The sequence below is a fragment of the Vibrio sp. 10N genome (assembly GCF_036245475.1).
GTDB lineage: Bacteria > Pseudomonadota > Gammaproteobacteria > Enterobacterales > Vibrionaceae > Vibrio.
Map to the genome: position 1 here is coordinate 560567 of NZ_BTPM01000002.1, position 23312 is coordinate 583878.

Here is a 23312-nt window from a genome sequence, read left to right on the forward strand (position 1 = left end):
CGCGCGCCCATTGAATCCACCTCTGGATAGGCCCTAAGTTTTGGATACTTAGGGCCTATCCCCCTCAACAGTTAACCATCTCACTAATAGCAATATCCAAATTATCACCGCCATGAAACCCAGTAGGATTGCCACTCGGTATTCTGCAAAATAGGGATCAGCAATGAACACCAGCATCAGCGTGGCTAGAGAACCGACACAGAGCAGTACAAAGGGTTGTTTAAGCAAATAGGGTCTAATTGGGTAATACCATTTGCTGATAACCAAGATAGCAGCGATGGCGGTAAAGACGACAAATAGGATGGCTCGAAGAAGCCAGCGGTTGGGGCAAACCCAATCCATCAATGCGGTGATTTTGGCTTCCATAGCTTGAAAAGCCGGTAAAAACGCTGGTGAGTCTGGATAAAATGTTTGGTTCACCAACTCCTGACTCAGCGCATTTAAAGGAATGGGCTGGTAAGCCGCTCCGATAAAGCTCCAGCTCGACAACCGAAGTAGTTGCATGAGTTCAGTTTCTGATTGGCGGTTGTCTTGAGTGATTAACATCGGCACCATTTTTTTAAACATGTGCTCGACCTTAAGCTGTTCACTTTGATGGCTCAGCCAATTATGCAGCTGTTGTATTTGATGGCGTTCCTGTTGTGCTTTCTCCGCTGCACTCAGTGATTGACTGTCACTGCTTTGCTGCACGTGAGGGCGCATGATGAGATGGTTGGCAATTTCAGTAAGTGTGTCGACATGATTAAATTGATAGAAGTTTTGAGTGTTCTCGCTCAGTAGCGAATCAACAGGCACGACGATGTTTAGGAAAAACCTATCACTTGGTTGAGCAATCACCTCACTGCTTTTCGTTATGTCATCACCTTGACTCTTAAGGAGTGCCTGTTTGAGTTCGCGAACGAAATTAAGGTAAGCATTGTGACCAGCTGTGGTGGTTAGTCGGCTTACATCAATGTCAAGTGTGACGCCGTCACCTATGGTTGGCACGGGTTTCATCCCGAGTGTCATGACTGGTTTCATTCGGTTAATCAGCGTGTTATCGAGAGGTGTCGTGATAGCATCGACTATTTGGTCAATCAGACTTTGATTGAGCAACTCGATAAGCTCAAGCTCAGAGAGGTCTCTGGGTGTCGTTATCACTAAGTCCACTTGGCTTCGATAGCGATGGGCAGTACGTATAAACTCTGTGTACTGTTTGTCCGCTTGCCAATTAGGTGGCAGTGCTAACAAACTGCCGCTGCTGCTTGGTTTTGCGACGGCGCCAAACAGGCCAATTCGGTCTAGCTGACTAAAATTGATGACTTGTGCATTATCACCCCCTGCCCAATATGGGTAAAAGCCGTAAAAGGTGGCATCGCTGAATATGGACAGCCGACTGTCTTGGCAACCGCAGTCTTCAGTCGCCTGCCATAGAATCGGAGAGGCGTCGTTTTGCGCTATTCCTTGCTTATAAGCGACTTGGATGACATTGGCGACATCTGGTGAGGTGAGGTCAACGCCTTCAAGAGCCATCGCGGATTCAAACAAATACTGGCTGGCAAACACTTGATTGGCGAGCGGCACCAACTGTTTTTGCAAGCTAGCGGGAATAGCGAAGACCGCCTGTTTTTTAAGCTCTGCAAACAGGGCGTTACTGTCTAGCTGCCAGTGAACCAGTGGCGCTGTGGTTTTGGTGGTACTCGTTGTGTTGGTTTGCGTTACAGGACTGTCGCTATTGCTGGCGCTCGAGTCAGATGTGCTAGTGCTAGATGTACTGTCAGAACTCGCAGCAGTGGTACTTGATGAACTCGTGCTAGAGCTAGAAGCGGTACTAGCGGGTTTTGAATTGCCCGATGTCGCACTGGCATCCGTGCTTGCGGCAGCATTCTTGCTTGTTTGGCTGGTGCTGGTAGCTTCGGTTTCACTATTGGATTCACTAGTGTGGTTTAAGCTTTGCAATTGAATGTACGTATTTAAATTGAGAGCTGGGTTGAACGTGGCGTCTAACTGATCAATGAGTTTGACCAGTTCGTTATATAAGCTACTTCGCTCGGGGAACTGTTGTTTAGCAAGTGCCATCAGTGCTTTTAAAGTCGCTTGTCGATTAAGGTCTTCGTCAGTGAGTTGGAAATAATAGCTAGTGATGGCTGCCGTATTGCTGGTACTTGGCTCCACAGGGGCACTTTCGGTGTTATTCGTGTTAGGTGCGAGTAACTGTTGCAACTGCTGGGAACTTAACCTGAGCACCTCTGCGGCCGGGATACTATCACGCCAATCTGGGAATAGTGCGTTGATCTCGGTAGCGCGACCTAAATCAATTAAGGTTGTATCGACAAAAGTGGTGTTGCGCGCGCCACCAACTTGATAGGCGGTGGCCACATCGAATTCACTGCAGAAGTACACTAGCCACTTATGAGTGACAGGGCCAAAAATTCCATCAGTCAGCATTTTTCCGTTGGTTTTGAGCGCAGCCTGAAAGGCTTTGTTGTGCTGATACAGCGCATTAAGTTGTTGCTGTATGACTCGCCCTTGATAACGGCTGTCCTTCGTCGGCAGACTTGCCTCGCAGCTTATAGGTTGAGTGCTCGCAGTATCGCCGTGAGCAATGTTTGATGAGAGCGCAATAAAGGATAGCCAGACAATAAACACTAACCCAACCAACTTGCACAGCTGTGTAAATCGCTGTCTTCGCTTTGGGTCATAGTAAAAGTCGAGTAAATAGTCGTTCATATCACGTTATCCTTAGCGCCAAGTCACGAATAGGGGTTGGTCCATCCATGGGTATTTGATGGTCTGAAAACTCCATGGCAGTTGATCGAGCAGCACGTCAAAGGTGCCGGGGATCACTTGTAGCTGCCATTGGTTGTCCTCTTTGGTCAAATAGCCTTCGCGTTGTAAAAATGTGCTTCGTAAGCCTTCTATGGAGGTGGAACCGATGGCGCTCCAGTGGGCTATCATTGCTGTTAGCAAACCATCGATGGTTTGTTTTGCGTTTTCTGGAAGTTCGACGTCGCTTGGTATGGGCTGGTGTATATCCATTCCACACAATAGTTTGTTGAGCACCAGTAGATACTCAGGCGTCTCAGTCAGTCCTTCTACCAAGTACTGCAAACAAAACAGCGCTTGGACTTGGTGCTCTTCATCAACAAACGCTTGGTTTTGGGTGAGGGCAAGGCGCTGAAACAGAGCAGGGATGTAAGTCGCGGCAATAACGAGCCCAGCATTGGTGATGGTGATGGGCTCTGATGTTTCGACCTCATCTTGGCGATATGGCCAGGACAAAGGTTCGCTTTCCGTTTTTTCACGCTCAAAGCTGTGCGCAGGACGCAGGGCTTGGTTGATTTGTTCTACCACAGGGTGAGCGCTGTCGACGCTGTTAGGCTGATCGACAAAGCTGCCTATGTTTGACACTCGTTGAGCGTTGCTGGTCGAAACTTTGTCTAGCGCCATCACAGAGTTTGGTAATTCGAGTTTAGACATAAGCTGTGTTGAGTCTGCTGCGGAAAGTTGGAAGATCTGTTGTAGCTGCGGTAGTTGGCATAGTTCGGTCAGTAACCAGTCCAGTGTTTGAGATGTATTACCGGACACACCGATTACAATTACTCGTTGGTATAGCATCTTCCAAAACGCAAAATGAATATATTTGTTGTTTTGACTGTGTGACATAAGTGACTGATAGATAGCCAATATCGGCCAGAGGTTTGGAGCCAATGTTGAAATTAACGACAGATGTCTTGAAGCAGAAAGCGCAGTAATCCAGCGTTCTAGTTTGTGAGTAGTGAGTAGCGCTTTGGACAGTTGGCTTTTGATCGTGTGTGGCTTCGAAGCTAACGCGACGTCTAGGGCTGCCACTGCAGATTCTGTCTGACCATCATCAAGCAAGGTTTCAATTAACTTAGGCGCGGGGTAAGAAACCGGCACGGCTGAAAGCCAGACTTGATGATGAGCAGGTTCTTGGGTCTTAATCCACTCAACCATCTCGGCGTAAAGCTTGGTTTGGCTTTTTTGGGGATACTGTTTATTGAGCTGGTGAAACAGGGCTTCTATCCACTCGGTTGGCGTTTGTGGCGGGTTGGTGCTCAGCAACTGTTGGTAGAGCCACACAGCAGGAACATTGCATTTAGCGAGTAATCCACAAAGTAGCTCAAGGCTTTGTTTGAGCGACGTGCTAATGGGTTGCTCTAAGCGAGTGAGAACACGTTGAGTTGTTTGGCTATTTAGCGTTAATGCACTTTGACCGAGTGATGAGCGGGTATCGAAGATCGCGGCGATAATGAGTCGACGCTGTTCAGCGCGCCAAATGGTGGCCGAGTTTGAAGCTTGGATCTCATCTAGCCACTGAGCCATCGTATTAGTATTGACATGACTCGTTGACAGCGAGCTTAACAAGTCGCTTACCCATTCGCGCTGTTGGCTTTGAGCGTGAGCGGCAACGAAACTAAGCAGTTTACTGGCTACGTTAGCTTCAGACTGAAGGCTGCGCTTTGCAATGGCTGACACCAGCGCAAGTAGCGCCGAGTCTAGTACTGCTTGTTCTAGGATTGCTTGCTGAGAACTTGACACGGAGAGCCTAACAAATAGCGGTGTCCAAATGAGCGACTTGGTATCGATATAACCAAAAGACAAGCCTTGTGAGCGCAGGGCTGCCTTGTGTGTTTCCAGCGTTTGGATGAGTGAAAGCAAAGTTTGCAGGTGAGGCTGCTGATTGGGGAATAGCCAATTAACTACGGTAAGCAGATCCTCGTTAGACATCGCTTTGAGCCAGCGATGTTGAATCCTTGGCGTACTCATCATCGCTAGGATTAGCCTCTGTGCTTGGCGAGTATCCACATTCGCTTCGCGGCTGGAATGATCAATGAATGACTTGATAACTTTTGGTTGTCCATTGAGCAGTGCAACCCAGAATTGCGTGGAGAGCTTAGGTAGCTGCTGTGTTACTGCCAGCCAAAGTTCATGTGTTTGTACGTTGAACTCAACGACAGAGTGAGCAACAGTGATGGGGGATTCATCAGTTGTTTGGTTGGAAGCTTTAACCTGCGATGACATCGTGAGCAAGGTTTGCTTAAGGACTTCGTTGGCACCTGAGGAGAACACAGTGATCAATGACGTCAGTAATGCGTGATGTTCGATATTGCGCCGCGCTGCCATCTGCTCAGTCAGAGACAGTAAGTAACTTCGATTGTTGAACTCACTTCCGCGTTCAATAAGCAAGTAGCTAAAAGTGAACTCCCATAAGCTATCTCGCAGAATATGGGTTTCGACAGGGGTTGGCGTGACCAATTCGATTAATGACTGGCGAATCGTTTCTTGTTCACTGAACACTTGGCTTACGATTGGAAGCGCTGCAGGCTCAATGAGTTCGGTAAAGTTGAGAAGCGTTTGATTAGTGTAACTTTCCACCCAATGGCGGCGAACAGCTGCGAGCTGACCAGACCAAAGCAATAATGATTTTAGGATGCTAGGATCTTTAGGCCATGCTTGTTTAAGGCTGGTTTCATTGCCTGATTGCAAGGCGATGAGTAGTCGATGATTAAAGCTTGTTGTCTCAGTTTTGCTTTTAGTTAGTAACTCCCATTTTTGTTCAATAGAAGAGTCTACTGGATCGTCAGTACCGATTTTATTGATTGACGATGAAACCAATGGGACAGACTGGTTTTCATCAAAATGCTGTTGGATAAAAACGTCCAGCAATAGCGTTAACGCATCATCAGACAACGATGTCCACAACGCTTCGCGCAGATCTTCATCGGAAATAAACTGCTTATAAAGCTCCTTGGACAATGCGCCTTCACTCAGCACACTCTCTAGTTCGCTCAACAAAGACTGATCAATGTTGGATGCTTTTAAACGTATGACGAGCTGAGAAATGCGCTTCACAGCACCGGCGTTCTGATTACCGTGCGGTTTCGTTTCTGATGGATGGCCTTGTGTATGAGCGCGTTTATCGGGATCTGAACGTTCGTATATTGAAAAGTCGTCCAGCATCAACAACATTTGTTGTCTCAGTGCACCGTCAATTTGCGTTGAGTCGAGATGGCGTCGAAGCTCACTAATGAGTGTAGCGGTGTCCACGTTGCGTTCGGCAGCCATACGTCCGATTAGGCTGCGCATGTACTGCAGTTTATTAAATCGGCTGCCACGCTCGACTAAAACAAAGTGGAATGTGAATTGCCAAAGAAGCGACGGCACGACTCGAGATGATTGGGAGTCACTAGGTTGCTGTTGGTTATCCTTCGGCTGCCACAAGTCAGGCAAACTCAGGAGTTGGTGTAGAAATGGGTATTCTAATGGCTCCAAACGATACAGCAGCGCCAGTCGTTGTGGTACGGAAAGCGAGTTTACCAGTAGCAAGGGTAGCGAGCTATTATGAGATTGCTGATATAGCGCACTTATAATGGCACTGTGATAGTGGGTGAGCAGGCTATCCCAGATGCTCATCATAGGCTGTAGCTGATGGGCACGGATGGCGTCTAACATTCGAGTTTGCCAGCCTTGGTGTAATGCTGATTGCAAAGTGGGCTCATGGTGGGTGGTGCCCAGCAAGACCTTCATTAGAGAGATACGTTGATCACAATTTAGTCTAGGGAGCAACTTGGAAAGCGTCCCTGAAGAAAGCTGGTGGGCCATTCTTTTATAGATGGCTCTCGCATTGCGACTTTGAGACATAGCTAGACTAAAGCGTTGAATGTTATTTAATAATACGTTTTCCAGCTGGTTATCCTGCCAGTCACGAGTTTGTTTAAATGGCCATTCCAGTAGACCTGTATTGAGGAAATGCCAAGCTTGCTGCCATTCAAATAAGCTCAATGTTTCTGTTGCAGCCGTGGAGGATGACGGATGTGGATTAGACGCTGCAGGTAAACGATCGCGGTTGCTGTTCGTGTGACTTATTTGATGCGATAGCTGGTCATAGAGTTGCCATGTTAGCTGTTCTTTCAAAACAGAATACAAGTGAGCATTATCCGAATCCGTTAGATAAATGGTCCCTAAATCAATAGTGAGCGCGTCTAACTTAACTACGGTGTCAGCGGGAATCAGGGCGTTTAGTTTTGCCTCCACCGCAGGAAGGATCTCCGCAACCAGCTTGGGACAAATCTCGGCGGCAAACCTCTCTGCATGGGTAGTGCTGTCGAAATCTACCTCTAGCAACACCTTATGAATGGCATGATTTTGAGCGTTAGGATCGAGTGCGAGTGATTGGTTGTCCATCATAATAGTAGTGCCTCGCTGGTGACATGAGGCTGGCGTAAAAGCGCCCATAACTGTTGTGCGGCATCATCGCAGTGAGCTTGGGACTCGTTATTCGGTGAAGTCAGTGCGGTGGATTTTGCCTGGCGCCAGCTATGATAACGGTTTTCAAATTCGTAGAAGGTGCAGAAATCTAACCAAAGCACTTGAACACAGAGGTGTGCAGGAGTATTGCTGCGTATCATTGCTTCTGTCTGTTTCTGAAACAGGGAGTTTTGGTGGCGAGCGGTGAAATTGGGTAGGACTAAACACAATCGATTGGCAAGCGTATCGATATCTTCAACACTGTTATCGCCTTGAGAATTGACCTTATCGCTTCTTAACATCAACGGTTCAACGACATACAAGGTTTCGGAGCGCTGATTCAATTCGATTAACCAGGCTTGTAACCACTCACAAAAGCGCACCAGTTTGTCGTGACGGTTATAGCGCGCTAAATAGAGCCAGCGCTGCGGGTGTTCACTTCCCATATCAAACAGCAGTCGAAACTCACCTTCCTGACCATTTCGTAAGATTCGATAGCGGCGATGGTCTACCCCAAACTGCAGCAGAGATTCAGGCAGTGTTTGACCACTAATGGCATAGACGGAAGCACGCAACTGACGTTTTTGTTGAATGGTGAGAGAGATAGGTTCGCTAGGCTCAGGGATCGACGTCATGAATGGCTCAACGGCGGGCTGAAGCTCAAACAGTGCGGTCTTCCCAATGTCACTGCAACGATAGTCGTCGTCTGAGACTACGTTTAGCAGATATTCAGTGATCGTTGGGCTAACACTATGGCTTTTGCCACCCTCTGTACGGTCTTGGTTTTCTGTGTTGTACGCTGCCGAGGAGAGACCCAATAGTGTGGAGAGCCTCTGTGCATAGCCCCCGCGATGTTCTGGGTTTAGTAGGTTGTCACTGATTGCTCGCTGATTTGTGATGGTGGCGATATGACGGATAAAGTGTTGTTTGTGAGCGAGCAGACGCCATTCTAATTCCTTGTCACTGAAATACGGATTAAAAGCTCGATGAAAGGCGTCAGGAAATTGCTCTCCGTAGAGGGCAATGAGGTAATCAAATATACGTCCTTTTCGCTGTGGGTAAGGGTCGAAGTGTTGCTGTAGTGCTTTAAGGCTTTCCTCCGCATTTGCCGGGTAGTGGTTGTCGATGTTCACAAACTCATGCTCATGGAGCTCATGATGTTGGTAGCTGGCAAGTCCTTGATACTCCGTAGAGTAGAGAGCAGGTAATTGATTAATGTCTTCACAAAAGTTAGCCATTAACTGATCAAAGAGCAGCAGGTAGCTTCGTAGTTGATGTCGTTCAGCTTGAGACTTAGGGTCATAACGATTGATCAGCTTAGTCGCAAGTTGATAGTTACGGGGAAATAACGTCTGAATCGATTCATAACCACCTAGTTGGCGATATTGTCCGCTAGGAAGGTCGTAAAACGGAATGTTTTGATTTTCATTGGCTGTCTCCAATTCTCGTAGCTGTTCGAGCTGGATCATGATATCTGCGGCATCAAGCAGCAACGCGTGTTGGTTTTGTACCAGTGTTATGCCTATTTCAGTTTGATTCTCAGGCAGGATCAAACTGGCATGTTTGGGAAGCTTGCTTGATGCTTGTGCGTCTTCGACCGATTGATACGGGACGACGACTAGATTGGCGATTGAAACGACGCTCGATATAGAAAGTAGTGATTCTTGTAATACCGATACATCGTCATTGTTCCTCTCACGCAGCCACTCAGCTGCATATTGATAGACCTTGGCTGCGATGTGGTTGACATCACTTTCTTCGTCACTTAACTCGATGCGAGCATGCAGTGCGACTTCGTGTTCACCGGTTACTGTGATGTGTGCAATGTCTTCATTGAGGCCGCGTACGGAGTAATAGACAGAGCGAATGGCACTGGCGACACTCGCGTGATCGAGAGGTGGGCTCTGAATATGGGCATCTTGTTGGTTTTTGCTACGCTGGCGATAGAAGCGCTGTAGTAATCCCGACACTTGATAAAGGCCACTGTATGGGTGAGTGTCATCCACTTGGAACCAGAGTTTCTCTAACTCTGGAATACTGTTGCTTAATAGAGATTCATACTCTGAAGGTAGCTGTGGTGGTGCCGCAAAAATGGCGTCGTGAGTGACTAGCCCTAACCGTTCATAATCTATCACACCATATTCGTTGGCAAGAACGTCTTGAACCTCGAAATCACAGCGATAAATTAAGTCGGTGAGTGCGAAGCATACCTGCTCTAATATCGTAACGCCCGGATCGTGAGTGTTGTAGTCCGTCCATACCTTGCCACTGAGCGCTTGGATATAAGTGATCCCAAGTTGGAACAGTCGTTCAAACTTGTCTGGGTCTTCTTGGTGCGCTTGCCTAGATATGGTGCTTGTCATCGTTATGCCTGTTGATCATCACTGCTAACTTCACATTCGGACATGTAGTCGTCGTGCCAGAGTTTAGTGATGTGATAGCGAATGTAGCGATTCTCTCCATAGCTGGTATTGGTCCGAATTTGCAATCGGTACGGCCGCTCAGTGCCAGACTCAGTTTCATGGAGCCAACGAAGTCGGAGTTTATCCGCCGCAGAGCGGAAAAATGCATGCTGTGCCTTGATTGGGTTTTTGCGTCGCCACTGCCACCACCAATGGTTCGGAGCGCAGGTATTGGTAGCGATAGCATGGAGCATTGCGTAGCGCCCCGTATGGCGAATTCCAATACCGGCGACGACTTCCAGCATCTGGCAACCTTCTAGCTTTTCAGTGATGTCATGCCATTGCCCGTCGGCTGGGATCAGAGTGTCTACCGTTTGTGCGCCGACACGGCCATGTGATGCCAATGTGCCGTTGATGTCTAATGCCTGCTTCGGCTCTGCGGTGTTAACACCAACCAAACCCGTGGGTGTCAGAGTCAGATTGGGCTTTGCGACGATGTGGCTATCGGTGATATCTGCAGCGGGATTGGCCCTAAAGTGCAGATTGGTTGTTTTGGCATCCAGCCCCATGTGCCAAAGTGCAGTATCGCGATCACTTTGTTGATAGAAACTGAGTAAATGTTCTTGGTCGAGAGCGGTAAGTTGTAATCCGGTTGCGGGCGGCTTTTCAAATCCATCTTCGACCTGGTTAACACAAGAGTCGATGAGATCCGAAAAGTGCTCGGCAGAAGGCATGTTTCCAGGGCGAAAGAAATTCTTTAACGTGCTTCGATTTCGTTTAGGCATGGTTAATGACTCCCTTTGTTCGTATCGCTGGTATGACGGTTTGCTAGGGTTCCCGAAGCGCCGTCACGTCCAGCTAAAATGAATTGTTCGCCAATAGTCAGATCGCCCACGCCGGCGGGTATTGGGTCGACAGAGTGGGGCTGTGAAGACAGTTTAATCAAATGATGTTTGGCTGAAATGAGCAGGTACCAAGGCAGTTTGGCGGATATGGGTTCGTCAACGCGCGCGCTATCGAGTAGCTCATACTCTTTGTTTGGATCCTGAGTCACCTTTAGTACTGATAAGCCACTCACATGAGTGACATTGGGCTGTTGATTGATGAACGCGGTGAGCTTAGATAAGGACAATGTCCAGCCGAGACCTTTGTTGAGGCTACCTTGATGCCACGGGCATAATGCTTGCGTGATGGTGTACTCCAATTGGCGCAGTGCTAACCCATGATGAACGCCTTCGGCAAACGCGACGGTGCAGCGCACTTGGATCTCTTCATAGCCGGGATTTCGGACAGCAATCTGAGTTTGAGGGCGACTAACGCCCGCCAAATAAGTCTGAATGGCGAGTAGGTCGGCTGCACTGACGTTTTTTCTCTCACACGGATCGTGTTCACAGCTCAGTTGGTTGGGCAATACAGTGACTAGAACGTGGCCTGGCTGTGGCTTGTCGCTATCAAATTGGCGGCCTGCGAAACAATCGACAGCACCAATAGCAGGGAAGTGTTGTAATACTATGCGCTCATAGTCCCAAGGACTCTCTGCTTTTCCTTTATGTCTGAGTAATTCACTGGTTTTGGTTATCCATTCGCGCTCACCTTCACTGGCCTGCCATTGCGCCATAGGAGTGAGCTGAGCAACCGTGCCTAAATTGGCAAGTTTTGGTTGATGCTGCCATTGAGCAAAGGGTTGGGTCGCTTGGCTCAAGCCATCGCTCGGGTTGGCTTGAATGACATGCGTCGCGACGTGATAGCACTTAGGGTATTGTCCCAATCCTTTATTGGTACTGACCCGAAGCCAATACATGCCTGTTGGCATTACGGTATGTTCTGTATTGGCTGCATCTGGAATGTCGAGAGTCACTACGCCAGAATTGAGGAACCCTTGCGTCGTATCGTGAATCATATTTTTGGCTGGCAGCGGCATCCAGATATTGTCCACCAAGTAATACCATTGGTAATCCTGCGACGAGAACGGTGTAAGTAGGCTGGATTCTTCAGCCAGCAAGAAATACAAATTGAGATAGCCGGATAGGTCGGAGGCTCGGATCCCAAGCAACACATGACCATCTTCACTGTATTGTGGCAGCATTCTTGCTACATGGACTCTACGATTACCGATGCGTGGGTAAACTTGCGATTCCCCAAAAGGATGGAGATGAACGATACGGCAGCTTTGTGCATCGTTAATATCGGTTAAGTTAACCTTCTTTGTCGCACGATAACTTATTGTTAGTTTGTCAACCAAGGGCGTATAAGGGGCATTTGGCAATGGTTTAGGCTTTTTGGTTTTGACGTTCTCACTCAATGTTTGAGTGAGCAGTAGGGCGTAGTCATTATGGCCAAATGCACAATCTGGTTCGTTCAGAGTGAGCTTGAACAGCCCATTTCGAATCGGAGACTGTGGGCTGTAAGGCATGATGGGCCAAGGCTGAGTATTTGGCAGATAGCTGTTTTGCATGCTCTTAACTCGGACGTGGTGGTGGCGCTCTAATTGCCCATATTTAGGGGAAAACAAAGGCTGCATGTCGGGGCCGATGGCGCCCCAGCGCCCATTATTGAGTACCTGAGTCGAGATCTGAAAACTGTGATTATTGAAATCAAATGGGTACTCAGCGTAATGCGCCCTAAAGCCGTCATGACTCTGGGGTAGGTCAGCCCAATCGAAGTGAAAACACATGGATTTAATAGGTTTAGCGGCGAGTTCTCTACTGGCGATGACCAAATAGGCGTTGTCTTTAGGTTGAGCGCCAAAAGGATAGAAGGGTTGGCTCGGATCTGTTTGACCATCTTGATTGAACAGCTGTAATTGAGATACGCCTGATACCTCACAATTAATGACCACCTCTGCGAGTTCAAAGTCTCTGAGTACCGCATAGAGGAAACAGTGACACTGGGGCTTTAGTGTTAGGCGCAAAGCGGGATAGACTTGTGCTTGCGCATTCGGTTTGAGGGGCTTTATTGGTTTTACCGCTGAGAACCCGGGCTCCAAGGTTACATTCAGTGCAAAACCCATTTGAGCATTGTGACTGCCTTCAATGGGAACGAGCTGGGCGTGATTCACATGTTGCCACCCGCCCTCTGTCGTGATCTCGACGTTAAATGCATCCTCAAACAGCTCATAGAAGGTTTGAGTATTTGAGTGAACCAACAATCGACTTAGCGTGGCATGCACGGTTTTATCGATGAGCTTCGCATCGACTAGCGATTGAATGAGAGTACTGACCGTGGTGATATGTTCCTTGCTTAACCATTGCTGCTTATACAGCGCTTGCCTCGCGATGAGTTGACCTATTACTCGAAATAGTAGTGCTTTGTCGCCTTTACCGTTGGTGTTGACGCCTTGCTCTAACAGCGCTTGTGATGTGATGGAAAGAAGGGCGAGATAGAGCTCACGATAGAGGGCACGCAGCTGCGCTTCTGCAGGCATGGAAAGCAACTTGTTTAGCACGGTTTCGTCAATATGATTAACGATTTCAGTGCTGTCGATGTGGATCTGCCAATCTCTGAATATAGGGATTTGTAGCTCCAGGATCTCTTTGATGATTATGATTAATGCGTCGCTGGTGTCATCTGACGTCGTAGCATTGTTATCACTGTCTTCTCGGCTAAGCAGTGACAACCTTTGGTAGAGTTGGCTACTGCCCACTTCTTGAAGCTCAAAGAATAGGCTAAGAGAGCGCTCTCCCTCAGCCATCGCGAAGATTGGGTCTGATACTGTTAACCCCATTGCTTGCAGTTCGGAGTCGACACCGACATTCAGCGGCTTAGTGCTATCAAACAGTGCAAATGAACTCTGTTCGTCTTTTTTATGCCCGGCCATTTCGGGATCGAGACTTCGTCTCTGTCCGATCACACTTGAAGGTAATCCCAGCTCTTTTTCTGGTGAGATTAATGGGTCACGGCGCAGACTAAAATGAAAAAGGTTACACACTTCGGCATCGGTGACGCTCATCCCATAAGCAGCGTGATAGATAATCGGTGTAAAGTCTGGCGCGTTACCCGGGCTGAATTTATGGCCTTGCTCGATAACCACCGGCTTTTGGCTTGCTTGGCTCTTTGAGAGCTTTAGGAAAACAGGCGACTGGGTCGCTTGCTGAGGTGCTTGTTTGAGCACATCGCGATAATAAAACAGCAAATGACGGTGAGAGAAAGTATTGATGCGAGCTTGCGCACGTTCAAATAGTTTCAGAAAGCTAAGGTACAGCGCCAATTGAGGGGGGTGCTCACCATGCTTTAATGACACATCAAACGTCTTTCGACATTCTGATTTGAGAGAGGCAATCACCACCAAAATGCGCGACAGACAATGTTGCGCTTCTTCGTAAACAGTGGTTTTTCCACTGGTCGCTTTGGGACTAGAAAGCTGCCACATGGCATCAAATGGCACAAATTGCGCGTGATATTGTGTGGGTGTGACGCGATACAACTGTTGGAATGATTCTCGTAATTGCGTTTGGCATGCGTTGAGAAGGGTGAACTTGAGTCGATAGCTCACCTCCGGTGTAGTTGGCAGATGGTGATACCAATCTTCAAGCTGTTTAAACACACTCAGTATAAAACTGAGCGTCTGTTCAACATCGCCATGTTGAGTTTGTTTGAATTGCTGTTTCCACGCTTTTTCGTCGACAGAAAGGATTGCTGCACACACAACCAGTTCGTTCTTTTCAAACAACGCGCCCCAGTCACCGGTTTGTTGGTCAAATTCATTACGGTAAGGGATAAGCGAGGCGAACTGCTTAGCCCACAATATCAATTGCTCGAAGCTAAGCTCATGCGGCTGGAAGAAACCGTTATCAAGAGCGGGATTGTGGCGCTCGGCCTGAGTGGTCATAGGCGGCTCCCAGAGGCATCAAGAGGCAGAAGATCTGGACTAATGAGTGTGCCTTCTTGCAGGTAATAGGGATACACCATGTTGTCGCGTGTGTTAGTGCTGACGATGTCGTAATCGATCTCTATAACAATCTTTCCTTCTAATGGCTCAGGGGTTAGTACAAGGGTTCGTAAGTCGATTCGTGATTCAAACAGCAAAATGGCGCGTCGTATTTCCGACTCCAGCTCGGTGAGGGTAGTTCGATTAAGTTCCGCGAAGACAAATTTTTGAATGCCACAGCCAAATTCAGGGTGCATGATTCTCTCTCCCGGTGCAGTGGAGAGTAAAATGGTCAAGCTTTGTCGAATATCTTGCTCATTGCTGCACAATTTGGCGCTGCGGCTTTCAGAATCGAAGCTTGGCGGAAACGCCCATCCAGTGCCTAGAAAACCATTGTTACGACTCATCTTGATAGACTCCTATTAACCGCCAATGAGCACGGTAAGACAGCCCATGGCAACATTGCCACCATGGTCTGTAGTATCACCCACTCTTGCCGCTGGCATGCCACCAATCATGACGGTAGCTGAGCCTTTAATAATCGTTGAAGGTGGCCCTACGCATGTGCACATGTCTCCAACGATAGATGCAGGAATGCTGCCAATCAGGACTGTCGGTACACCTGGCCCAATCACGGGACCGCCGACATGAGGAACAGGGGGCAGACCCGGTGTTACCATCGGGCAGACGTGCATATCTGTAATTCGCGCTGCAAAGGGCATTCCTTGTCTCCTCTCTATCGCGTTAGTTAATTTTGACCATCGCACCTTTAATGGTGTTGATGCCGGAAGCAGAAAACTCGGCGGTAGCAGAACCTTTGGCTGTCAGTCCTGTTTGCGCCTCGACGGTGACGTTAAGCCCTTTCAAACTGGCATCCGATGTGGCTTCGATGCTGGTGCCGCCGGTCGATTTAATGGAAATGTCACCAGTGGCAGAAAGAGTGAGATCTTTGGGCGTATCGATTTTGATCCCGCTCTCATTCATAGTGATGGTGTTGCTATTTTGGTCCGACAATTTGATGGATTTGTCCTCGTCGCTCAGAGTGACGCAATTATTTTCGGGTGTAGTGATGGTGATGACTTTGTTTTCATCATCAAACTCAATCTTGAGTTTGCTTTTGGTGACGATTGCTTTGGTGTAATTATCTGAGGTCAGGTCATACGGGGCCGTGTGTTTACTGCTGTATAGACTACCTAAGATGATTGGCTGTCCCGGGTCTTGATTGATGTAACCAAGGATGACTTCATCACCAATTTCAGGAATAAAGAAATTGCCACTTTCACTGGTGGCATAGTAGTTAGCGATACGTGCCCAAACGAGGTTGTCACTATCGCCAAGTGCTGGTACCTCAATTTGGATGCGATATTGTGACTCTGGGTCTTCATCGAGTTTTTTAACCACGCCAATTTGCAGACCGTCGGCTGGTGGTATCCAGCCGGCAGCTGGTGGCGCGCCAAGATCTCGGTGTTCAGTGGACCACATAGGGGATAGACCTAGCTCTGCCGTTGTTAGCCACTGACCTTTATCAATTCGATGATGGACCGCGCCGACATAATGCGAGCCATTGAACCTATCGCCCACGCCAGCAAGCTCAATGAGAGAATCAATTTTCGCCTTGGCATTGCCCTGAAATGTCACCGTGCCGCGAACTTTGGAGAGCATAGACTTGGTTCGTTGACCTTTGGCCCAACTGGTGAGAGCGTCTTGTGGATACGTTGCCGAACTCTGCATTCGAAAATCGGAGATACCCAAAACGGCAGCAAGATCACTGGCACTAAGGTTGCCTTGATCTGAAATCGACAATGCCGCAGTTTGCTCTGACAGCATTTTTTGTTGGCTAGGATCCCAACCAACACTCGTCACTTGGCTCAGCTGTGTTCTGGCATCAATCTCCGCAGAGAGGTTGAATAGGTCAGTGCCGTAGGTGACCACGAGTGGTGCAGAGTCGCTGGTGGACGGCGTGGTAATAGAAAGCTTGTTTTGCTGATTGATAACCACCATGCCATTCGCTTCGGCTCGAGCAAGTACAAAGTCCCAATCGGTGCAGTGAAATTGCACCAACTCGTCATGTTTGGTGGAGGTAGAGTCGACTTTATCGCTGCTGACATTCGAGTAGTTACCGATAATTGACTGCATCACATCACTGTCTGTTTGCTGTAAATAAGACTTACTGTTTCGAGCGATGGTCAGAGCAACGGCTTGATCTTTACACGTTATGTTTAACGTTGTTTGGTTACTGTCAGTAATGCGAACGGCGTGGCTAATGATCACGCCTTCGTAGAGGGTTTCTTCTTCACTGTTGTAGCCAGCACTGATTGAAATCGTAGTTCCTGGCTTAAAGGTATCACTCGTGCTTGTGGTAAATGTTTGCTTTGCAACGCTGCCATCAACAATTTCCAGTTCCGCGTAAGCGACGTGATTCACCTGATAAAAAACATTTACTGAGATCACACCGATAGCACTGTCGATAGCGTTGCCATTGGCTTTGATAGTAAAGGTAGTGACGTCAGAGTTAGTGACAGTTGGAGATTCAGCCATACTAGGTTTCCGTTAACCAAGAGGGGGAAAATAGAGTTTGGTGCCAGGGCGAATACCACGCACGCTCGACAATTGATTGTAGGCAGCGACTTCCGGATAGTAAGAGCTGTCGTTGTATATCTGATGGCAAAGACTTGGCAGTGTATCTCCTGCTTTAAATATCACGTGGTGAGTCAGATCAGGGGACGATTTTTTCGCTAGCGCTTCCTTTTCCTGTTCGGTGAGAAACTGTGTGAAATTCATGGTGACAGTAGCACGCAATGGGACACCACTGGAGTCAAACAGTACGTAGGAAACCGCCATTGACGTTAGACGGCCCCGAAAGCTAAGGGTGCTACCCCAAGTAATTTTGACAGGGTTAGGTTCGTGCTGCTTGCCGTTGTAGGCATAAGCCACGTCTTTTAGCTGCGTAAGCTGATCCTGAACCGATTCTCCTCCCTTGTATTCAACGACGCCCGTCGCGTCGATCATGATTTCAAAATCCAATTTTTCACTTTGATAGCCTTGAAACTGAACCGTTGGAGCGATATCCCCCTGTGACTGCTGATGTTTGCAAGGGTCATCGGTGTAGCCAATACCAAAGTCATGTTTGATCGAGTTTGGATTGAGCATAGCGGTAAAGGTTTGTGATGAACCAGAACTCGGCATAGACACTATTTTGAGTTTATCGACCATAACTAACGCTCTCTCGCTTCCTGCTGTAGCTTGCGGTGTGTCCATTTCAACAGTGCAAACTGTGGCGCTGTGCGAGCTGAATCGGCACTACCGGTTAGTTGGCTAGAGGGTTCGTTGCCACAACTTTTTTTTGACGCATTGACGTCACTCTCTTTTGGAGAAACGACATTCGATTTGACGGACAGTTGCTTGATTTCTATTGGCATAACGCTTTAGCTCGCGGTTATTGAGTTCTGGATGATCGGCTATAGCAGATCTCGATTTCTTCAATGGCGACTTCATTTTTGGTGGAGTTAAACCCTTCGACGCGCCATTTCACTGGGTAGGCGTTGTATAGCTCCCACACTCGGCATGGGCTCCCGGTTTCATCCAGCAGTCGCACCGATACAGTTTTGGTGGTGATTGCGCTCGATAATTGAGCATCTAATATTTCTTGGCACCACTGAATGAGCGCAGAGCTGGAATCAGCGATACCGCGTTTAAGCGTTAGATTTGAGCTTTTAATGGCTTTAGGCAGGTGATAGGTAAGATTGTTGCCACCTTCTCGATACTCTTCGGTTTCTACCTGAGTTTCGATACCAGACACTTCTTGGAAAGCGGAATCATCGTCGTTGCTATCAATCACAACGGAAAAATAAAATGCCGGAAGCGGCCATTCGTCTGCCATGTAAACCTTGTTCTCTTATGATTATTATTGTTACTTGTTGCCAAATCACGGACGTGCGCTTACAGCTGCATTCAATGCGTTTATAGGGACAAGCCCATGATTTGGCAGGGGAGTGCAAATTGATTAAGTTGAAATCTCCAACCCTTCGTGAGCGAGCTCAATGGTCTCAACTGCAACTTCGTTACCATCAGATTTCAAGTCGGTACCGGTCACTTTGGTTGGCCATGCATTTTTTAGCTTCCAACTCATGACGGGTGAGCCGCTTTCATCTAATAGGTTGATCGTCACACCGGTACGAGCAATGGTGTTCATCTTGATCTTGCTGTACCAGTCATAGAACTTGTTATCGCTCTTGAAAATGCCTTTTTTCATGGTGACATTGCTGGTTTTGACGATGCCTGGCATTTTTACTGTTGAGAACACTTTGCTGTTACCAGCGCGGTATTCGATAGGTTGCGCTTCGGTATCTAGACCTGAGATCTCTTGAAATGCTGCGACCATTTTTGCATCAGAGCCTGCGCCACCGTCCCATTTCACTTCAAAGTGGAACTTCGGCATCGGCCATACGGTTTCTGATTGAGCTGAACCATCATCTGCCATGGTTATCTCCTTTCGATAATTCGATTTTTAAAGTTCAAAGGACGACAAGACGTCCTCTACGCTTTGAGTGCAATACGTTACGATTCCTGCATTTTTTGCTGGAACGTGATTTCAATAAATTCGGCTGGACGGGTAATTGCGACCAAAACAGTGATGCGCAAGATGCCTTCTAGTATGTCGTCTCCCGTCATTGTTTTGCCGAGACCGACGCTCACGCTGTAAGCCTCAGCAGGTGCAGCACCAGCAAGACCACCACGCTTCCAAATACCGTATAGGAAGTTACTGATCATGCTCTCCATCGAAACCCAAGTACTGGCGACGTTTGGCTCGAATACATAAGCTTTGGAAGCGAGTTTGATAGACTCTTCAAGCATGATCATGGTGCGGCGAACGTTGATGTATCGCCAATCCAGACTATTGCCATCTAGGGTTCGGCCACCCCAAACCAAGGTACCTTCACCAACAAACGGTCGAATTGCGTTGATGGACTTGCCCTGTGTCGTGACGTTGAGATCTTCTTGCTCGTCATCGCTGATGTTTACGGTTGGCGAGATCACCGCATTCATGCTGACGTTAGCTGGTGCTTTCCAAACCCCACGTGAGTTATCAACCATGGTATAGATACCCGCCATTGCCGAAGCAGGTGGCAGTACGTTAAGTTGATGTTTAACTTCTGCCATGATGGTTTGATAAAGCGGACTGATGGTTTGCAGTACTTTGTTTAGAAGAACCTGTTCAGTGTCGGAGAGCTCAGTGCCCAGTTTGGCAATTTCATCCAACATCTGTTGTTTGCGTGTCGCGCGCAGCTTATTGCCGCCGCTATTTAGGTCTTCTTCTGACAGACCTTCGAGATCTTGAAAGGCAGCGTTGACCTCATTGGTAAGGAGTTCAGTCAATTTGTCCGGATTACTGATGTTATGAAAGTCGACGTCGCTGTCTTGAACGATAGAAGTGTTGAGCCAAGGGTAGTAAGAAGCGGCGTAATCGAGGTAGTTAATACCAAGATCGGAGCGGAAGTTCTCAACACAATCGCCATCTGGATGTTGGCGATCTTTGAAGCCCCCCCAAATATCCAGGATGGCAACACGGTTCTTCATCTTTCCGCCGCAGTGCCCAAGCATGGCTTGCTGGACATTAATGCAGTCTGCTTCGGCAAGCTGCACACTCTCCGGGATCACTAGCATGGTGGCTTCGGGCTCTTTAATTAGTGGGTCGATACCACCTTTGAGCACCCCAGGGTCAATATCGTCACTGTATGACCCGACAGAAACGATATAACAAGGGCCACCACCGTTCTGAAAGAAGAACAGCATGTTGTAATAGAGCGTATATTTGGTGTTTGATTGGCTGATCTGATAAGACTTATCTTGTTGGCTAAACGCAATCTCTGTCGCTCCGTCAGCCGCATCGGCGATTTCGAAAGCTGGTGCTGGTGCGTCACCAAAATACTGACGAAATTCCGACATGGATGTGATTCGCCAAGGGACATTTTTTAATGACTTGCCGCCATTGTCCGCTTTTTGCGTATAGCCGATAAACGCAGGTACAGCGGTCGCGACCTCAACGACGGAGTTGGGAAAGGCATTTTTCTCGACGATGTAAACGCCTGGGGTCTTCATTACACCCATAGTGAATTCCTTTTTGGTTTCATTTATGAATATTTCACGCTCGCGTTTACCCTGAGAAAGCCTGGCTCAGTACTGACGTTGTTGCGAGTCTAATTACTAATACACAAGTACTAGAAAAGTTGTATGTAATTAACTTTAGTCTTAGGTATAGATGGTGCTAATTAGGCTGTCAAGAAAAGTAAAAAATAGCAAGGTATTGCTTTCATTACATTTTTATTAGTATTTACCTACTGGATGTAGATATGGCATAGGGGCGTTTTTTGTGGTTCAGTATCAAGCCATTTCATATGTTCTGGACTTGCTGTTGCTAATCTTCTCAATAATATTCTCTGGTCACTTCGTAGTTGTAAATTAAGCTCTGAGCGTTTGTGTATAGGGAGTTTAGTGTCTGATTCAAAAATCATAAACCTAGTCTTTCCTAACAGAATTTCACTTTTCTTATGAAAGGAATAATTGCTTTTGATATCTATTATACTGATGTTTTTATCAGCTAAATATGCAGGAATAAAGTACTGCCAAATTGCAGAGTTATTCCGGAATCGAAGATTGATTGCCTTTTTTAAATTCCCAAACTGTGAACTTGGTTCCAAAAAATTAATTACTCCTACGAGATTTTTGATTATATCACGCTCAGTAATGGGCTCTATATAATTAAGGTTGTTGATTTTGGTAGAGTTTATCCACTGGGCCACCTCAGTGATAGGGTTGTTAATATCGCTCGACTGGCAATTGAAGAGTGCTAATGACTTGATATCGAGATCATCAATTTGAGTATAATTTCTAAAGTAGGGATCAGCAGAGGTGATATGAAACTGTAAGCGATACTCTTCGTCTGCGGGAGAGATGTCATCAATGCGCTCTGGGTCACAAAAAATAGTCAGCCCGTCAGGTGATTGCTTCGCAAACATATGGTGCTGACGTAACCACTCCAATGACTTGTTTGTCGGTATAAGGGAGAGCAGTGCTGAGCCGGTGGCATTTGTAAAGTAGTCATGGTCGACTCTGATGGTGAGGAATGGCGTGTAGTTGGACATGATCACACCTCATTGGACAGCTTAGGTTTGATAGAAGACAATCGACCCGCTTGGCGTAATAGCGTATCGCTATTGGGTATTGCAACGCGAACTTGATACACGCAGGAAGGTAAATAGTTAGAACCTAACATGCTCCACATATGGCTTAATTGTCCTTCGGGTATCACGTCCATCTCGAGGCCTATTTGTTCAACAAATTCAGGCATGTCAGGGGAATTCTGACGATTAAATATTGGATTTCTATGAAAAAAAGCCAGCACGTGAGAAAGAATTTTTAATCCGTCGGTATAGTTTGTTGAAGAAAAATTTGAAGCCACGACGACAGAAATGGATAAGTACAGAGGTTTGCCAGTAATAGCGCCACCAGGTTGTGACGAAAAGGCGGCCATTTGCCCAGGTTTTGAATAAGGGTCTCGTTCAATACCACTAAGAAATATCAATACCTTATTATCATTTTGACCTGCTGAATTCTTATTGGAATCACTAGGGGCAGAAACAATGGCAAGGTCTTCTGATAAATCGAATGTTGTATGTAATGATTGATTAATTCGTTGACAGAGATATTCAAGACAATTATCCAGCATAAACAACCTCATAAATTAGATGAGTCTAGTGTAGTGCAACTCAACAGAAAGTGATATTTGTTTTTATCCGGCAAATTAGTATGATTTATTATGTAGACTAATCAGTAACTTTAAATGAGCGTTCCCATAATACCGTGTGTCTTTTCTGTTATTTAATGATGTGGGCTGTTTACTCTATTTTGATGACTGAGTTACTTTTGATTGAGGTGTCTTATTGAGTGTTTGACAGATTACTTTCGCAGCTTTGATAACACTATTTAACTCAACCCCGGTATGAATGCCTAAACCGTGACAAAGATATAGCACATCTTCTGTTGCGACATTGCCACTTGCACCAGGGGCGTATGGGCAACCACCGAGACCGGCGACACTGCTATCAATGGTATTAATGCCCATCGTCAGGGCTTGATAGATATTCGCAATGGCTTGGCCATAGGTGTCGTGAAAATGGACAGCAAGTTGAGAGAGCGGAACATCTTTTGAAACAGCGTCTATCATTGCCGCAATGCGAAGTGGTGTTCCAGTGCCTATAGTGTCGCCCAGAGACACTTGGTAGCAGCCCATGTCGTGCATCGCTTTCGCGATCAACGCAACTTGACTGGCGGGGGTTGCGCCTTCGTAAGGGCAGTCAGCCACGCAGGACAGATATCCACGCACCCTAATATTGTGTTGTTTTGCGAGTGCTATGACAGGTTCAAAGCGCGTTAAACTCTCGGTAATGGAACAATGGATGTTGTTTTGACTAAATGTTTCTGAGGCAGAGGCAAATACCGCCACTTCGGTGGCATTGGCCTCTAAAGCGGCTTCGAACCCTCTCACATTGGGTGTTAATGCAGAATAGGTGATGTCAGGATGGCGTTGAATACGGGCAAAGACCTGATCGGAGTCACTCATTTGAGGAATGCGTTTCGCTGAAACAAACGCGCCAGCTTCAATATAACGCAGGCCAGTTTGCGATAAGGCATTGATGAGCTCGACTTTAGCATTTAGTGAAACTTGCGTTTCATTTTGCAGCCCATCTCTTGCGCCAACTTCAACAATATTAACTGATGTAGGCAGCGTCATA

16 protein-coding genes are annotated in these 23312 nt (G+C 47.2%); all 16 read right to left on the minus strand.

The window, feature by feature from the left end; translation table 11 throughout:
• Positions 1–48: 48 nt before the first annotated feature.
• The 16 genes from AAA946_RS18675 to AAA946_RS18750 all read right to left on the minus strand — a co-directional run bounded on the left by AAA946_RS18675 (position 49) and on the right by AAA946_RS18750 (position 23311).
• Entirely contained in the window at positions 49–2709 is a 2661-nt protein-coding gene (locus AAA946_RS18675; RefSeq protein ID WP_338166282.1) for a hypothetical protein, read from the minus strand.
• Between the two features lie 12 nt (positions 2710–2721).
• Positions 2722–7191, minus strand: coding sequence for a contractile injection system tape measure protein (locus AAA946_RS18680; RefSeq protein ID WP_338166283.1), 4470 nt, complete (start codon positions 7189–7191; stop codon positions 2722–2724).
• The gene (locus tag AAA946_RS18685) at positions 7188–9614 is read right to left on the minus strand and encodes a hypothetical protein (RefSeq protein WP_338166284.1); all 2427 of its coding nucleotides are present in this window, start codon (positions 9612–9614) and stop codon (positions 7188–7190) included. Before AAA946_RS18685 ends, AAA946_RS18680 begins: the two co-directional genes overlap by 4 nt.
• A 2-nt stretch (positions 9615–9616) precedes the next feature.
• Positions 9617–10438 (minus strand): hypothetical protein, encoded by an 822-nt coding sequence (locus tag AAA946_RS18690; RefSeq protein WP_338166285.1) that lies wholly within the window; start codon positions 10436–10438, stop codon positions 9617–9619.
• A gap of 2 nt (positions 10439–10440) precedes the next feature.
• Complete coding sequence (locus AAA946_RS18695; protein ID WP_338166286.1) at positions 10441–14481, minus strand: hypothetical protein; 4041 nt, start codon at positions 14479–14481, stop codon at positions 10441–10443.
• Entirely contained in the window at positions 14478–14927 is a 450-nt protein-coding gene (locus AAA946_RS18700; RefSeq protein WP_338166287.1) for a GPW/gp25 family protein, read from the minus strand. Before AAA946_RS18700 ends, AAA946_RS18695 begins: the two co-directional genes overlap by 4 nt.
• 15 nt (positions 14928–14942) lie before the next feature.
• Complete coding sequence (locus AAA946_RS18705; RefSeq protein WP_338166288.1) at positions 14943–15242, minus strand: PAAR domain-containing protein; 300 nt, start codon at positions 15240–15242, stop codon at positions 14943–14945.
• 22 nt (positions 15243–15264) lie between these two features.
• Entirely contained in the window at positions 15265–17058 is a 1794-nt protein-coding gene (vgrG, locus tag AAA946_RS18710; protein WP_338166289.1) for a type VI secretion system tip protein VgrG, read from the minus strand.
• A 12-nt stretch (positions 17059–17070) separates the two neighbouring features.
• Positions 17071–17733: a CIS tube protein gene (locus tag AAA946_RS18715; RefSeq protein WP_338166290.1), complete on the minus strand. Its 663-nt coding sequence runs from the start codon at positions 17731–17733 to the stop codon at positions 17071–17073.
• A 2-nt stretch (positions 17734–17735) separates the two neighbouring features.
• Entirely contained in the window at positions 17736–17939 is a 204-nt protein-coding gene (locus AAA946_RS18720; protein WP_338166291.1) for a hypothetical protein, read from the minus strand.
• 17 nt (positions 17940–17956) lie between these two features.
• A complete protein-coding gene (locus tag AAA946_RS18725; RefSeq protein WP_338166292.1) occupies positions 17957–18400 on the minus strand; it encodes a phage tail protein in 444 nt (147 codons plus the stop codon).
• Between the two features lie 123 nt (positions 18401–18523).
• Positions 18524–19000, minus strand: coding sequence for a phage tail protein (locus tag AAA946_RS18730; RefSeq protein ID WP_042497652.1), 477 nt, complete (start codon positions 18998–19000; stop codon positions 18524–18526).
• Between the two features lie 77 nt (positions 19001–19077).
• Entirely contained in the window at positions 19078–20628 is a 1551-nt protein-coding gene (locus tag AAA946_RS18735; RefSeq protein ID WP_338166293.1) for a phage tail sheath family protein, read from the minus strand.
• A 227-nt stretch (positions 20629–20855) separates the two neighbouring features.
• Positions 20856–21662: a hypothetical protein gene (locus AAA946_RS18740; protein WP_338166294.1), complete on the minus strand. Its 807-nt coding sequence runs from the start codon at positions 21660–21662 to the stop codon at positions 20856–20858.
• Between the two features lie 2 nt (positions 21663–21664).
• Positions 21665–22246 carry a DUF4255 domain-containing protein gene (locus AAA946_RS18745; protein ID WP_338166295.1) on the minus strand — a complete coding sequence of 194 codons (582 nt, stop codon included), beginning with the start codon at positions 22244–22246 and terminating at the stop codon, positions 21665–21667.
• Between the two features lie 174 nt (positions 22247–22420).
• Positions 22421–23311 (minus strand): hydroxymethylglutaryl-CoA lyase, encoded by an 891-nt coding sequence (locus tag AAA946_RS18750; protein ID WP_338167200.1) that lies wholly within the window; start codon positions 23309–23311, stop codon positions 22421–22423.
• Between the last annotated feature and the right edge of the window lies 1 nt (position 23312).